Consider the following 13965-nt stretch of genomic DNA (forward strand, 5'->3'; position numbering starts at 1 on the left):
CGCTTCCTTATTGATCCCCGTTGCCACCCTACATAGAAGCCCTGGGCGTGGGGAACGAGGGGTAAAATCAGTGCAAGTCATTCGGGATCGCGAAGCCCTGGCAGAGGCGCTCGCCGCTTTGCGTGCCGAGGGCACACGCGTGGCGCTGGTGCCGACCATGGGCGCGCTCCATGCCGGGCATATCGCGCTGATCGAGGCGGCCAAGCGCCCGGGCACCAAGGTGGTGGCGTCGATCTTCGTGAACCCCCGGCAGTTCGGCGCGGGCGAGGATCTGAGCCGCTATCCCCGGCGCGAGCTGGCCGATATCCGTATGCTGACCGAGGCGGGGTGCGACCTGCTGTGGTTGCCCGGCGTCGATGCCATGTATCCGGAGGGCCACGCGACGAGCATCCGCGTCGCCGGCGTGACCGAGGGGCTGGAGGGGGCATCGCGGCCCGGCCATTTCGACGGCGTCGCGACCGTCGTGGCCAAGCTGTTCAACCAGGTCGGACCCGATGCCGCCTATTTTGGCGAGAAGGATTTCCAGCAGCTGGCGGTGATCCGCCGCATGGTCGCCGATCTGGACTTTCCGATCGAGGTGGTCGGCGTGCCGACCCAGCGGGACGATGACGGCCTGGCCCTGTCGTCGCGCAATATCTATCTGGACGAGGAACAGCGGGCCAAGGCGGTGGCGCTGCCTCGTGCGCTGGGCGTCGCCGCGCGGGCGATCGGGCGGGGCGAGGATGTGGGAAGCGTGCTTTCCGATGCGCGCGCCACGCTGACCGCCGCCGGATTCGAGGTCGACTATGTCGAGCTGGTCGATGCCGCCTCGCTGAGCCCCGATACCGTGGCCGATCGTCCCCGCCGCCTGCTGGCCGCCGCACGCATGGGATCGACCAGACTGATCGATAATATCGCTTTGAACGACGGTGCGTGAGTTAACCAGTTTGTGACCGTTTCGGTCATAGGCTTGCCCCTGGACAAGAGGAGTCCGAACAGAGGGGCAGGATCATGGCCAATAGCAGCAAGAGTGCGCAGTTCCTGATGGACAGTCGGCTCACCGATCGGGCGGTGACCGACGGCGCGACGATGTACGATCTGGGTGTCGCCTATTCGACCGGCTCGGCCGGCAAGCACCTGGACCTCGTCGAGGCGCACAAATGGTTCAACCTGGCGGCGGTGGCGGGTTTCCTGCCCGCGCAGATCGCCCGGTCCGAAGTCGCCAGCGACATGACCGCGCGCGAGATCGCCGAGGCGCAGCGCCAGGCCCGCGCTTTCCTGAACCACAGCGTGCTTCAGATGCGCGCGGCCTGACCTCGTCGACGCGACCGCGCGCTGACCCCCCGGCAGGGAAGGCCGGGATCAGTCTTCGCCCGGTTCCTTCGCCGCCGGCTTCTTGGCCGCCGTCTTCTTGGGTGCCGCCTTTTTCGCAGGCGCCTTCTTTTCCGCCGCAGGTTTCTTTTCGGCCGTGGCCTTGGCTGCAGACTTGGCTGGTGCCTTCTTCGCCGCCGCCTTCTTCGCCGGTTTCTTGCGCGCCGGAGCGGCCGCCGCCCGCGCGTCGATCAACTGCGCGGCTTCTTCCAGCGTCAACTGATCCTTGTCGACCGTCTTCGGGATGGTGGCATTGGTCTCGCCATCGGTGACGTAGGGGCCGTAGCGCCCTTCCATCAGCTTGATCTCCGCCTCGGTGCGCGGATGCTTGCCCAGCACCTTCAGCGGTTCGCGCGATGCCGTCGTGCGCGCGCCACGCCCGCCGCCTGCCGCCGCCTCGGCCAGCTTGACCACCGCGGCATTCATGCCCGTTTCGAACACATCGGCGGTCGAGGTCAGCCGCGCATATTTACCGGCATGCGCCAGATAGGGGCCATAACGCCCGATCGACGCCGTGATCGGCTCGCCGGTTTCGGGATGGTTGCCGATGCTGCGCGGCAGGCTCAGCAATTTAAGCGCCCATTCCAGGTCGAGATCGACATCCTTGGGGATCGAGGCGCGCTTGGCGTCCTTGCCCTCGCCCAGCTGGATATAGGGGCCGAAGCGCCCGGACTTGCGCTCGACGGGCAGGCCGGTCTCGGGATCCTGGCCCAAAGTTTCGGGCCCGCTATCCTCGCCCGCGCCCTCGCCGCCCTGGGCGAATCGACGGGTATATTTGCACTCGGGATAGTTGGAGCAGGCGATGAACGCGCCGAATCGACCACCGCGAAGGGCCAGCTTGCCCTCGCCGCAATTCGGGCAGAGCCGCGGGTCCGACCCGTCCGCCTTTTCAGGAAACAGATAGGGCGCAAGGAACTGGTCCAGTTCGGCGGTGATCGCGGAGGGCTGCTGCTCCATGACTTCGGAGGTGCGCGGCTTGAAGTCGCGCCAGAAGGCGTCGAGCACCGCCTGCCACTGGGCGCGGCCGCCGGACACGTCGTCCAGTTCCTCTTCCAGCTCGGCGGTATAGTCGTAGCCGACATATTTCTCGAAGAAGCGCTCCAGGAACGCCGTCACCAGCCGCCCGCTCTCCTCGGCGAAGAAGCGGTTCTTCTCGACGCGGACATAGGCCCGGTCCTTCAGCGTCTTGATGATCGAGGCATAGGTGGAGGGACGCCCGATGCCGAGTTCCTCCATCCGCTTGACCAGCGACGCCTCGGAAAAGCGCGGCGGCGGCTGGGTGAAGTGCTGTTCGGCCTTCACCTCCTTCTTGGCGGGGGCATCGCCCTCGCGCAGGCGGGGGAGGCGGCGTGCCTCTTCGTCCTGGCTGTCGTCCTGGCCTTCTTCGTACAGCGCCAGATAGCCGGGGAAGAGCACGACCTGGCCGGTCGCGCGCAGCATGTTGCGGCCGGTGCCGTCGGCCATGTCGATGGTGGTCCGCTCCATCCGCGCCGAGGCCATCTGCGACGCCAGCGCGCGCTTCCAGATCAGGTCGTACAGGCGGCCATGATCGCCCGAGCCCGCACGGTCGCGGGAGAAGTCGGTGGGGCGGATCGCCTCGTGCGCTTCCTGCGCGTTCTTCGCCTTGGACTGGTACATGCGCGGCTTGTCGGGGACGTAGGACGCGTCATAGCGGTCGGCCACGGCCTTGCGTGCCGCCGAGATGGCCGATCCGTCCATCTGGACGCCGTCGGTACGCATGTAGGTGATCGCGCCATCCTCATAGAGCTGCTGCGCGATCCGCATCGTGTGATCGGCCGAGAAGCCCAGCTTGCGCGCGGCCTCCTGTTGCAGGGTCGAGGTGGTGAAGGGCGGCGGCGGGTTGCGCGTCGCGGGCTTGGTCTCGACCGACTGGACCTGGAAACGGCCCGCCTCGACATCGGCCTTGGCGCGGGTGGCGTCGCCTTCATTGCCGATCGACAGACGGTCGAGCTTTTTGCCCTCCCACTGGACCAGGCGCGCGACGAAGGGGGTGCCGTCCTGCTCCATATCGGCCGTCACCGACCAATATTCCTGGGCCCGGAACGCCTCGATCTCGCGCTCGCGGCTGACGATCAGGCGCAGCGCCACCGACTGGACGCGACCCGCCGACTTGGCGCCGGGCAGCTTGCGCCACAGCACCGGCGACAGGGTGAAGCCGACCAGATAGTCGAGCGCGCGGCGTGCCCGGTACGCGTCGATCAGGTCGGTATCCAGCTCGCGCGGGTTCTGCATCGCGTGCAGCACGGCGGGCTTGGTGATCGCGTTGAACGTCACGCGCTCGACCTTGTCGGGCAGCGCCTTGCGGTTCTTCAGAACCTCCTGCACGTGCCACGAAATCGCCTCGCCCTCGCGATCAGGGTCGGTGGCCAGGATCAGGCGGTCGGCCTTCTTGGCCTCGTCGGCGATCGCCTTCAGCTGGCGCGCCTTGTCCGCGTAATTCTCCCACTCCATCGAGAAGTTCTGGTCGGGGTCGACCGAGCCGTCCTTGGGCGGCAGGTCGCGGACGTGACCATAGCTCGCCAGGACGCGGTAGTCCGAACCCAGATATTTCTCGATGGTCTTCGCCTTGGCGGGCGATTCGACGATGACAAGCTGCATGAGTGGTAAAACTACGTCCCTTACGTGTGTACGCGAGGATGGGGAGGGGGCGGGGGGCCGTCAAGCGGGGTTGGCTCGGGCTTGGTGGGGGTGGCACATGGCCTTCGACTTCGCTCAGGCCGAACGAGTGAGGGGATAAATGCCACGTCTCCCAACCTCCGTTCAGCCTGAGCGAAGTCGAAGGTCATGCCTAAACCTCTCGGACAAAGCGCAAGGCGGCACCCCGATATTCCGGTCTGTCGTGAAGGTGATAGCCCAGCCGCTCCGCCAGCCGGATCGATCCCTGATTGGCGGGCGAAATGATGCACTGGGTCGCGGGCGGTGCGTGGGTGTCCGTCATCCAGCGATGCGCCGCCGAGGCCGCCTCATGGGCATAGCCCCGCCCATGCGCCGCGCGGGTGAAGACCCAGGCTGCTTCGGGTAGCGGTTCGATCCGGGGCACCACCTCGCGCCGAAAATCCATGAAGCCGGTTTCGCCGAGATAAGCCCCGCTCGCCCGGTCCAGCACCGCGAACAACCCGTATCCGAACACCGACCAGTGACCGATATAGCGCAGCAATCGCATCCAGGCTTCTTCGCCCGTCATCGGCGACCCGGCATGGCGGACCACGACCGGGTCGGCGACCATCGCGGCATAGGCGTCGAAATCCGCGGCCTCATAGGGGCGCAGGGTCAGGCGGTCAGTGTGGATCATGCCAGTGCCACCCGCCCTCCGGCATGGCGCTCCAGCCGTCCGGCGAGTTCCAGTTCCAGCAGGATCGTCTGGACGATGGCGGGTGGTCGCCCGCTCTGGCGGATGAGTTCGTCGACCGTCACCGCCACCGGGCCGAGCAGGTCGGTCACGCGGGCGCGGTCGGCGTCGCTCGCCTCCTGCGGTGGCGGGGGCGCGTAGCGGCTCTCCGGCGCGCGGACCATGCGTGGGTCGATGGGGCGAATCTGTTCGAGGATGTCCGCCGCCGACTGGATCAGCGTCGCGCCCTCGCGGATCAGCATATTGCAGCCTTGCGCGCGTGGATCGGCCGGGTGGCCCGGCACCGCCATCACCTCGCGACCCGCCTCGCCCGCCAGCCGCGCGGTGATCAGCGAGCCGGAGCGCGGCGCGGCCTCGACCACCACCGTCCCTTGGGCTAGCCCGGCGATGATCCGGTTGCGCGAGGGAAAGTGACGCGCGAGCGGCTGCGTGCCCGGCGGCTGTTCGGCGATCAGCAGGCCGCGCGTGGCCACTTCTTCCTGAAGGCGTGCGTTTTCGGGCGGGAAGGCGATGTCGATGCCGCTGGCGATGACGCCGATCGTCCCGCCGTCGAGCGCGCCGATATGCGCCGCCGTGTCGATGCCGCGCGCCAGGCCGGAAGTGACGGGGACGCGGTGCGAGGCCAGGTCCTGCGCCAGCCCCCGCGCGAACCGGCACGACGCGGCCGAGGCGTTGCGTGCGCCGACCAGCGCCACCCCGCCGCGCTGGGCGAGCGCCATGTCGCCGCGCACGATCAGTGCGGGCGGCGCGGTATCGAGTTCGGCGAGCAGCACGGGATAATCCGCCTCGCCCAGCATCACGTGCCGCGCGCCCAGCCGTGCAACCGCCTCGATCTCGCACGCGATCACCGCCGGATCGGCGGCTTTCGGTGCTTCGCCACCGCCCCGCCGGGCAAGATGGGGCAGCGCATCCAGCGCGGCCTGCGCCTCGCCGAAGCGCGCCATCAACTGGCGCCAGGTGACGGGGCCGATGCCATGCGTCCGCAGCAGCCGGAGCTGCGCGAACCGGGCGTCAGTCACGTTTCTTGCCGATACGCGGCTCGGTGCCCGCCAGCAGTCGTTCGATGTTCGCGCCATGCTTCCAGATGACGATGAGGGCGAGCGCGATCAGCAGCAGGACCAGGTCGAACCGCCCCATCACCGCCGCCGCCAGCGGTGCGCTGACCGCCGCCGCCATGCCCGCGACGGCCGAGATGCGCAGCGTCGCGAGCAGCCCCAGCCACACCACCGCATAGACGACGCCCAGCGGCCAGTGGAGCGCAACCACGACGCCCATCAGCGTGGCGACACCCTTGCCACCGCGAAACTTCAGCCAGATCGGATAGCAATGGCCGACAAAGGCGGCCGCCGCCGCCAGCGGCTCTTCGCCGGGCAGCCAGTGGCGCACGATCAGGACGGCGGCGACACCCTTCAACAGGTCGAGGATCAACGTCGCGGCGGCGAGGCCCTTGCGGCCCGTGCGCAACACGTTGGTCGCGCCGATATTGCCCGACCCGATGCTCCGAAGATCGCCCGCCCCGGCGGCGCGCGTCAGGATGATTCCGAAGGGAATCGACCCCAGCAGATAGCCGATCAGCAAGGCCCAGGTGGGCGGCCCCCAGATGATTTCGGTCGGCAATAGTCTTCCCCTGTGCTCCGGGACAGACATAGAACATCGCTCCGGCGCTGTCCAATCCGGCGGGGCTCTGGTTTCGGATGCGCGCGGGGCTTATGAGGCCTTGATGAGCGATGCGCGTCCCATCCTGTTCTTCGATTCCGGTGTGGGTGGCCTGTCGATCGCGGGGCCTGCGCGACAGGCGTTGCCGCGCGCGCCGTTCGTCTATGTCGCGGATAGCGCCGGGTTTCCTTACGGCGAGAAAAGCGAGGCCGAGATTGCCGCGCGCGTCCCCGCGCTGCTCGGGAGGCTGGCGGAGCGATACCATCCGCGCCTGATCGTCATCGCGTGCAACACCGCCTCGACCATCGCGCTGCCCGCGGTGCGCGCCGCGCTCGACCTGCCGGTGGTCGGCACGGTGCCCGCGATCAAGCCGGCCGCCGCGATGAGCCGGACGCGCGCGATCGGCGTGCTCGGCACCCGCGCGACGGTGCGCCAGGCCTATGTCGACGATTTGGCGGCGCGCTTTGCGGGTGACTGCCGGGTGATCCGGCACGGCTCGGCCGAACTGGTCGAACTGGCCGAGGCGAAGCTGCGTGGCGAGAGTCTGTCGCCCGAGGCGTTCGTGGCCGTGCTGGACGGACTGTTCGGGCAGGCGGGTGGCGAGGCCATCGATGTCATCGTCAACGCCTGCACCCATTTCCCGCTGGTCGAGGCGGAACTGGCGGCGGCGGCACCCCATGCGGTTCGCTTCGTCGATGGCGGGCCGGGGATCGCGCGGCGAATCGCGTTTCTGACCGATGGTCAGGACTGGCCCGACTCGGCGGGCGAGGGGGTGGCGGTGTTCACCCGGCTGGGTGAACGCGAAGCGGCGTTGCGGCCGGGACTGGCGGCGCGGGGCTTTGCGAAGATCGAGGCTCTTTGATCCTTGTGCCTCTCACACCCGTTTGAACGAGCATTGGCCTTCGCTGAGCGGCAACGGCGGCAGGCTGGTTTGGCGGCGGGAAAGGCAGCTGCGAACCATCCGCATCAGGAACCGATCGGGCCTTGGGACAATATGTCCACCATGATCGATCACAGTGAGCGCAGTTCCCGACTCGATTCATGCGCAGCTTGCGCCTACATTCCCTTTCCATGAGCATCGAGGGCACGGACGCGCGCGTGGATTATTCCCGCGTCTTCACCCAGGCGATCGACCGCCTGCACGCCGAGGGACGTTACCGCGTCTTCATCGACATTTTGCGCAACAAGGGCATGTTCCCGAATGCCCGGTGTTTTGCCGGGCATAACGGGCCCAAGCCGATCACCGTCTGGTGCTCCAACGATTATCTGGCGATGGGGCAGCATCCGAAGGTCATCGCCGCGATGGAGGAAGCGCTGCACGACGTCGGCGCAGGGTCCGGCGGCACGCGCAACATCGGCGGCAACACCCATTACCATGTCGATCTGGAAGGCGAGCTGGCCGACCTGCACGGCAAGGAAGCGGCGCTGCTCTTCACCAGTGGCTATGTCTCCAACGAGGCGACGCTGGCGACGCTGGCCAAGATCCTACCGGGCTGCGTGATCTTCTCCGACGAACTCAACCACGCCTCGATGATCGCGGGTATCCGCAATTCGGGCTGCGAGAAGCAGGTCTTCCGCCACAACGACCTCGCCCATCTCGAGGAATTGCTGGCGGCGGCGGACCCGGCGGTGCCCAAGCTGATCGCGTTCGAGAGCGTCTATTCGATGGAGGGCGATGTCGCTCCTATCGCGGCGATCTGCGACCTGGCCGACAAGTATAATGCGCTGACCTATCTGGACGAGGTGCACGCGGTCGGCATGTACGGTGCGCGCGGTGGCGGCATTTCGGAGCGTGACCATGTCGCGCACCGGCTGACCGTGATCGAGGGCACGCTGGGCAAGGCGTTCGGCGTCATGGGCGGCTATATCGCGGCCGACCGGATGATCGTCGACGTGATCCGCTCCTATGCGCCGGGGTTCATCTTCACGACCTCGTTGTCGCCGGTGCTGGTCGCGGGCGTGCTGGCCAGCGTGCGCCACCTGAAGCAGAGCTCGGTGGAGCGTGATGGCCAGCAGGCCGCCGCCGCCAAGCTGAAGGCGATGATGCGCGAGGCGGGGCTGCCCGTGATGCTGGGCGAGACGCATATCGTGCCGGTGATGGTCGGTGACCCGGTCAAGGCCAAGAAGATCAGCGACATCCTGCTCGCCGAATACGGCGTGTACGTCCAGCCGATCAACTATCCCACCGTCCCGCGCGGCACCGAGCGCCTGCGCTTCACGCCGGGTCCGGCGCATGACGAGGCGATGATGGTCGAACTGGTGGCCGCGCTGGTCGAGATCTGGGAGCGGCTGGAATTGCGGATGGCGGCGTAAGAGCCCGGCCCCTTCCACCCCGGCGCAGGCCGGGGCCCAGTTGCGACCAAGCGGTTGGTACGCGAAACGATGCGACCGTATCCGCCCCGACGGTAAGGCAACTGGACCCCGGCCTGCGCCGGGGTGGCCCCAATATCGAGGTTGGATTTTAATAGAGCGTGATCGCGGTGTCGCTGCCGGTCACGGCCAGGGGTTCGCCAAACCGCACCGTGTGGACGCTGCTATATTCGCCATCCACCGGATCGGCATAGACATGGACGACGTGGCGCATCCCGTCGATCACCCAATAGGTCGGGATGTCCGCCTGGGCATAGAGCATCCGCTTCAGGCCCATATCGCGGCTTTGCGTCGTCTGCGCGATCTCGACCACCAGCCGAACGTCGTCCGGTGTCAGGAAGCGGTCCTCCGCAATCGGCTGGCGCAGCAGTGCGGTATCGCACGCGACGACGGTGGCATCGTTCAACGTAATCCCAACCTCGCCGCATAGCCGGTTTCTCGGCACGACCGTCGCCAGTTCGATCAAGACGTCGGCCTGTGCCTGGGCATGGCCCCCCATTGGCGGATTTATCCGCTCCAGCTCGCCGTCGACCAGTTCGACCTTCATGCCCTCGAACGCGCCGCTTTCGACCATGCGCAGGAACTCGGCGCTGGTGAACCGCGCGCGGGTGTCGGGGGCAAGGCGAGCCAGCGGGTTCACGGTCGCGATCCTGTCATGACGGCACGAGCGAGCCTGGCCGCGCGTCACTTCTTGCAATAGCCCTCGCCGGCCTTGACCGTCAGACATTCGGCCTTGCCCGCCAGATACTTCAACCCAGTGGCATCGCCATTGGTCGGGCGCAGAACCTCGCGTACACCATTGCGCTCGAAGACGATGGTGTCGCCCACCGCCTCACCCCGGAACTCGCCCTTGTGGTCTAGGTCCCACTGCATCTCCATGCGATAGCGGCCCGGCGTCGCGGCGTGTTTGATGTACAGATACATGCCCTCCACTCCGATCCAGCGACCGACATAATCGGGGGCCTTTTGCTTGGGCACCCCGATAAAGGTGGAGCCGTCACCCGCGGGCCCCGCCGTGGCGGCGGCGCTGGGGGTGTTCGCTGTGGGGGCGGCGGCGTTCTTGACCGCCTCCGGCGTCTCGCGCGAACAGGCGGTCAGGGCACAGAGGGCGGTCAGGATCAGGATCGGCTTCATGACGCGCAAAACCCCCAAAGCACAGTGCACGTTCCGCGGCGTGCGCTTGCGTCAAGGGGTAGCCATATCGTGCCTGCGCGCGTAAAGGCGCACCCATTCCATCCTCACCCTATTGGAGCGCCCGTCCCATGCGCATCGCGATCGCATCCGATCATGCCGCCGTCTCGTTGAAGACCGTGCTGGCGGACTGGCTTCGCGAACAGGGGCATGAGGTGCTCGACCTGGGCACGGACGGCACGGCCAGCGTCGATTATCCCGATTTCGGCCGCGCGGTCGGCGATGCGCTGGCCGATGGTCGCGCCGAGCGCGGCGTGGCCCTGTGTGGCTCGGGCATCGGTATTTCGATCGCCGCCAACCGCAATCCCGCCTGCCGCTGCGCGCTGGTGTCGGAGCCGCTGTCGGCCGCGCTCGCCCGCCAGCATAACGACGCCAACGCCATCGCCATGGGCGCGCGCGTCATCGGCGAGGAAATGGCCAAGGCCTGCCTCGACGCCTTCCTGTCCACCCCGTTCGAGGGGGGACGGCATCAGCGGCGCGTCGACATGCTGTCCACCGCGCCCGCCCATAATTGAACGCACCAGAATCGCCCGCCCAAGGATACCCTGCATGAGCACGCTTAACGACGTCCAGCCCGATGGTTTCTTCACCCGCACCCTGGCCGATGCCGACCCGGCGGTCTTCGCGGGCGTCGCGCACGAGCTGGAGCGCGAGCAGACCCAGATCGAGCTGATCGCCAGCGAGAACATCGTCTCCAAGGCGGTGATGGAAGCGCAAGGCTCGGTCTTCACCAACAAATATGCCGAGGGTTATCCGGGCAAGCGCTATTATCAGGGATGCGCCCCGTCGGACGAGGTCGAGCAGCTGGCGATCGACCGCGCCAAGCAGATTTTCGGCTGCGGCTTCGTCAACGTCCAGCCGCATTCGGGCGCGCAGGCGAACGGCGCCGTCATGCTGGCGCTGGCCAAGCCGGGCGACACGATCATGGGCCTGTCGCTCGACGCGGGCGGCCACCTGACCCATGGTGCGAAGGCGGCGCTGTCGGGCAAGTGGTTCAACGCGGTCCAGTACGGCGTCGATCCCGAGACGCACCTGATCGATTATGACGAGGTCGCCCGCATCGCGCGCGAGTGCCAGCCCAAGATCATCATCGCGGGCGGCTCGGCCTATCCGCGCGTCATCGACTTCGCCAAGTTCCGCGCGATCGCGGACGAGGTCGGCGCGTATTTCATGGTCGACATGGCGCATTTCGCGGGCATCGTCGCGGGCGGCCTGCACCCGACCCCGTTCGGTCATGCCCATGTCGTGACCACCACCACGCACAAGACGCTGCGCGGCCCGCGCGGCGGCATGATCATGACCGATGACGAGGCGATCGCGAAGAAGATCAACTCGGCCGTCTTCCCGGGCCTGCAGGGCGGTCCGCTGATGCACGTCATCGCCGCCAAGGCGGTCGCGTTCGGCGAGGCGCTGCAGCCGGAGTTCAAGACCTATATCGCGGCGGTGGTCGAGAATGCCCGAACGCTGGCGGCCACGCTGAAGGCGCGCGGTGCGAACCTGGTCGCGGGTGGCACCGACACGCATCTGGCGCTGGTCGACCTGACCCCCCTGGGCATCACTGGCCGCGACGCGGACGAGGCGCTGGAGCGGGCCGGGATCACCTGCAACAAGAACGGCATCCCCAACGATCCGCTGCCCCCGATGAAGACCAGCGGCATCCGCGTCGGCTCGCCCGCCGGGACCACGCGCGGTTTCGGCACCGCCGAGTTCGAGCAGATCGGCCATATGGTCGCCGACGTGCTCGACGGTCTGAAGGCCAAGGGCGAACATGGGGACCCGGAGGTCGAGGCGAACGTTCGTGCCCGTGTGCGTGAGCTTTGCGCACGCTTTCCGATCTATCAGGGATAAGGACGTTACCGATGGCCAAGTTCGACCAGAAGATTTCCGAGGTTCAGAGCGACATCAAGTCGACCCCGGGCCTTGGCAAGAGCATGGCCAAGTGGGGCGCGCTGGGCGCGGTCGTCGCGATCCCGGTGCCGTTCGTCGGCCCGATCTTCGGCGCGGCGGCGGGTGCCGGCTACGCCTATTTCAAGGCAAAGAAGAAGATCTGAATGCGCTGCCCCTTTTGCGGCCATGAAGACAGTCAGGTAAAGGACAGCCGCCCCACCGAAGATGGGGCGGCCATCCGCCGTCGTCGCCAATGCGAAGGCTGTGGCGCGCGCTTCACGACGTTCGAGCGTATCCAGCTGCGCGAATTGTTCGTGCTGAAGAGTGAGGACCGCCGCGAGCCGTTCGACCGCGAGAAATTGCTGCGGTCGATCGCCATCGCCACGCGCAAACGGCCGATCGACCCGGTGCGGGTGGAGAAACTCGTCTCCGGCATCCAGCGGCAGTTGGAGACAAGCGGCGAGGGCGAGGTGTCGTCCAAGCGGATCGGCGAGATGGTGATGGAAGGGCTCAAGGGCCTGGATTCGGTCGCCTATATCCGCTTCGCCAGCGTGTACCGCGAGTTTGGCGAGGCCAAGGATTTCGAGGCTTTTGCTGGCACGGTGGAAGAGGTGGCGCCGAAGGGGGAGTGATGTGAGCGGCGGGGCGTGAGCTTCAACTTCGCTCAGCCTGAAAGGTTGTTTGTATCAGGGGAGATCTCCCCACCCCCGTTCAGGCTGAGCGAAGTCGAAGCCCAAGGGATTCCCTTGCCCCAGACCCCAAAAGCGATAGGCTGAGGGAAAGGCCTTCTACGCCTACATCCTCTGCTGCTCTGACGGTAGCTTCTACACCGGCCACACCGACAATCTCGAACACCGCATCGCCCAGCACTAGACCAGCGAACTCCCCGGCTACACCCAGCCTCGTCGCCCGGTAACGCTGGCTTGGTCCCAGGATTTCCCCTCCCGCTACGAAGCCCTCACCGCCGAACGCCAGATCAAAGGCTGGTCCCGCACCAAGAAGGCCGCGCTGATCGCATCGGACTGGACGACACTCAAAGAAGCCGCGATACCGCGCGCGGAACGTGCCCTACGACTTCGCTCAGGGCGAACGAGAGAGTGACCGTGAATAAGCCCGAACCCCCCGTCATCGTCCTGGTCCGCCCGCAGCTTGGCGAGAATATCGGCAAGGCCGCGCGCGCGATGCTCAATTTCGGGCTGGTTGAGATGCGCCTCGTCACCCCGCGCGACGGCTGGCCCAATCCGCAGGCGGGTCCGGCGGCGTCGGGGGCGGACATCGTGCTGGAACAGGCCAAGGTCTATGAAAGCGTCTCCGACGCGGTCGCCGATTGCGCCCAGGTCTATGCGACCACGGTGCGCAAGCGCGGCGTGACCAAGCCGGTCGTCACGCCCGAAGAGGCGGCGCGCGAAATCCACGCCGACACCGTGGGCCGCGCCGCCTTCCTGTTCGGGCCGGAGCGGTCCGGGCTGGAAACCGACGATGTCGCGATCGCGCGCAAGATCGTCACCGTGCCGATCAATCCGGAATTCGGCAGCCTGAACCTGGCGCAGGCGGTGATCCTGATCGCCTATGAATGGTCGAAGGGCATCGAACTGGCCCAGCCGCCCGAAGTCGAATTGCCCGAAGTCGCGCCGCAGGGCGAACTGGACGGCATGATCGCCCAGCTGGACGAGATGCTGGAGAATGCAGGCTTTTTCTTCCCGCCCGACCGCACCCCCGCAAGCAAGCGCACGCTGCGCACCTTGCTGACCAAGCCCGGCTGGTCGAGCCAGGAAGTCCGTACCCTGCGCGGGGTGCTGTCGACGCTGGCGCGGCCTCGCCAGCGCTGATCTTGTCTGGCCGTGGAGTCGTGATAGTCTGACCCCCGGATCTATCGGGGAGTCCGAATTATGATGCTTTTGCTTTTCGCCCTCCAGGCCGCGACCGCCGCCGCACCCGCGCCTGCACCGGTCGCGCCGCAGGACAAGGTCATCTGCAAGACGTATCACGAAACCGGATCGTTTCTGAAGACGCGCAAGACCTGCCTGACCCGCCAGCAATGGCAGCGGTCGAGCGAAACCAACCAGGGCGCGGCACGCAACGTCGTCAGTGCAGGCACCGGTGTGCCCGACGGCAATCTGGGGACCGGCGGGCTGTAACAG

General features: G+C 66.9%; 17 protein-coding genes. 11 read left to right on the forward strand and 6 right to left on the reverse strand.

All coding sequences use genetic code 11. The features are described 5' to 3' along the window. Window positions 1-70: 70 nt before the first annotated feature. Complete coding sequence (gene panC / locus SOM26_RS03915) at window positions 71-916, forward strand: pantoate--beta-alanine ligase (RefSeq protein WP_320451434.1); 846 nt, start codon at window positions 71-73, stop codon at window positions 914-916. 74 nt (window positions 917-990) lie between these two features. Continuing rightward, window positions 991-1293, forward strand: coding sequence for a hypothetical protein (locus SOM26_RS03920; protein ID WP_320451435.1), 303 nt, complete (start codon window positions 991-993; stop codon window positions 1291-1293). Window positions 1294-1341: 48 nt separating this feature from the next. On the opposite strand, the gene topA is transcribed toward SOM26_RS03920, so the two are convergent. From topA to plsY, 4 genes are all read right to left on the reverse strand, one after another. Continuing rightward, a complete protein-coding gene (topA, locus tag SOM26_RS03925; protein ID WP_320451436.1) occupies window positions 1342-3969 on the reverse strand; it encodes a type I DNA topoisomerase in 2628 nt (875 codons plus the stop codon). Between the two features lie 190 nt (window positions 3970-4159). Continuing rightward, the gene (locus SOM26_RS03930) at window positions 4160-4663 is read right to left on the reverse strand and encodes a GNAT family N-acetyltransferase (protein WP_320451437.1); all 504 of its coding nucleotides are present in this window, start codon (window positions 4661-4663) and stop codon (window positions 4160-4162) included. Further along, window positions 4660-5739, reverse strand: coding sequence for a DNA-processing protein DprA (dprA, locus tag SOM26_RS03935; protein ID WP_320451438.1), 1080 nt, complete (start codon window positions 5737-5739; stop codon window positions 4660-4662). The genes SOM26_RS03930 and dprA overlap by 4 nt, the downstream gene beginning before the upstream one ends. Further along, window positions 5732-6337, reverse strand: a complete 606-nt coding sequence (gene plsY, locus SOM26_RS03940; RefSeq protein WP_320451439.1) for a glycerol-3-phosphate 1-O-acyltransferase PlsY — start codon at window positions 6335-6337, stop codon at window positions 5732-5734. Before plsY ends, dprA begins: the two co-directional genes overlap by 8 nt. 103 nt (window positions 6338-6440) lie before the next feature. On the opposite strand from plsY, the gene murI reads away from it, so the two are divergent. Further along, complete coding sequence (gene murI, locus SOM26_RS03945) at window positions 6441-7238, forward strand: glutamate racemase (RefSeq protein ID WP_320451440.1); 798 nt, start codon at window positions 6441-6443, stop codon at window positions 7236-7238. Window positions 7239-7447: 209 nt separating this feature from the next. Continuing rightward, window positions 7448-8689 (forward strand): 5-aminolevulinate synthase, encoded by a 1242-nt coding sequence (gene hemA / locus SOM26_RS03950; protein ID WP_320451441.1) that lies wholly within the window; start codon window positions 7448-7450, stop codon window positions 8687-8689. Window positions 8690-8837: 148 nt separating this feature from the next. Here hemA and SOM26_RS03955 read toward each other — a convergent pair whose 3' ends face one another. Further along, window positions 8838-9386 (reverse strand): Uma2 family endonuclease, encoded by a 549-nt coding sequence (locus SOM26_RS03955; RefSeq protein WP_320451442.1) that lies wholly within the window; start codon window positions 9384-9386, stop codon window positions 8838-8840. 44 nt (window positions 9387-9430) lie between these two features. Further along, the gene (locus SOM26_RS03960; protein WP_320451443.1) at window positions 9431-9880 is read right to left on the reverse strand and encodes a hypothetical protein; all 450 of its coding nucleotides are present in this window, start codon (window positions 9878-9880) and stop codon (window positions 9431-9433) included. 128 nt (window positions 9881-10008) lie between these two features. Here SOM26_RS03960 and rpiB point away from each other — a divergent pair, with 128 nt between their 5' ends. The 7 genes from rpiB to SOM26_RS03995 all read left to right on the forward strand — a co-directional run bounded on the left by rpiB (window position 10009) and on the right by SOM26_RS03995 (window position 13962). Beyond that, window positions 10009-10452, forward strand: a complete 444-nt coding sequence (gene rpiB, locus SOM26_RS03965) for a ribose 5-phosphate isomerase B (protein ID WP_320451444.1) — start codon at window positions 10009-10011, stop codon at window positions 10450-10452. A 34-nt stretch (window positions 10453-10486) separates the two neighbouring features. Next, the gene (glyA, locus tag SOM26_RS03970; protein ID WP_320451445.1) at window positions 10487-11785 is read left to right on the forward strand and encodes a serine hydroxymethyltransferase; all 1299 of its coding nucleotides are present in this window, start codon (window positions 10487-10489) and stop codon (window positions 11783-11785) included. An 11-nt stretch (window positions 11786-11796) separates the two neighbouring features. Next, entirely contained in the window at window positions 11797-11988 is a 192-nt protein-coding gene (locus SOM26_RS03975) for a hypothetical protein (protein ID WP_320451446.1), read from the forward strand. Continuing rightward, window positions 11989-12456, forward strand: coding sequence for a transcriptional regulator NrdR (nrdR, locus tag SOM26_RS03980; RefSeq protein ID WP_058716666.1), 468 nt, complete (start codon window positions 11989-11991; stop codon window positions 12454-12456). It abuts the gene before it with no gap. A gap of 166 nt (window positions 12457-12622) precedes the next feature. Next, complete coding sequence (locus tag SOM26_RS03985) at window positions 12623-12697, forward strand: GIY-YIG nuclease family protein (RefSeq protein ID WP_320451850.1); 75 nt, start codon at window positions 12623-12625, stop codon at window positions 12695-12697. 230 nt (window positions 12698-12927) lie between these two features. Then, window positions 12928-13653, forward strand: a complete 726-nt coding sequence (locus SOM26_RS03990; protein ID WP_320451447.1) for an RNA methyltransferase — start codon at window positions 12928-12930, stop codon at window positions 13651-13653. Between the two features lie 60 nt (window positions 13654-13713). Further along, complete coding sequence (locus SOM26_RS03995; RefSeq protein WP_320451448.1) at window positions 13714-13962, forward strand: hypothetical protein; 249 nt, start codon at window positions 13714-13716, stop codon at window positions 13960-13962. The last annotated feature ends 3 nt before the right edge of the window (window positions 13963-13965 follow it).

Origin of the sequence: Sphingomonas sp. CFBP8993 (assembly GCF_034044895.1) — a bacterium.
Classification (GTDB): Bacteria; Pseudomonadota; Alphaproteobacteria; order Sphingomonadales; family Sphingomonadaceae; genus Sphingomonas.

Bases quoted from the DNA above. Each gene is read 5' to 3' on its own strand.
- hemA (WP_320451441.1), top strand. From the start codon at position 7,448: ATGAGCATCGAGGGCACGGACGCGCGCGTGGATTATTCCCGCGTCTTC.
- murI (WP_320451440.1), top strand. From the start codon at position 6,441: ATGAGCGATGCGCGTCCCATCCTGTTCTTCGATTCCGGTGTGGGTGGC.
- SOM26_RS03920 (WP_320451435.1), top strand. From the start codon at position 991: ATGGCCAATAGCAGCAAGAGTGCGCAGTTCCTGATGGACAGTCGGCTC.
- SOM26_RS03960 (WP_320451443.1), bottom strand. From the start codon at position 9,880: ATGAAGCCGATCCTGATCCTGACCGCCCTCTGTGCCCTGACCGCCTGT.
- SOM26_RS03930 (WP_320451437.1), bottom strand. From the start codon at position 4,663: ATGATCCACACTGACCGCCTGACCCTGCGCCCCTATGAGGCCGCGGAT.
- glyA (WP_320451445.1), top strand. From the start codon at position 10,487: ATGAGCACGCTTAACGACGTCCAGCCCGATGGTTTCTTCACCCGCACC.
- SOM26_RS03995 (WP_320451448.1), top strand. From the start codon at position 13,714: ATGATGCTTTTGCTTTTCGCCCTCCAGGCCGCGACCGCCGCCGCACCC.
- rpiB (WP_320451444.1), top strand. From the start codon at position 10,009: ATGCGCATCGCGATCGCATCCGATCATGCCGCCGTCTCGTTGAAGACC.
- SOM26_RS03975 (WP_320451446.1), top strand. From the start codon at position 11,797: ATGGCCAAGTTCGACCAGAAGATTTCCGAGGTTCAGAGCGACATCAAG.
- nrdR (WP_058716666.1), top strand. From the start codon at position 11,989: ATGCGCTGCCCCTTTTGCGGCCATGAAGACAGTCAGGTAAAGGACAGC.
- topA (WP_320451436.1), bottom strand. From the start codon at position 3,969: ATGCAGCTTGTCATCGTCGAATCGCCCGCCAAGGCGAAGACCATCGAG.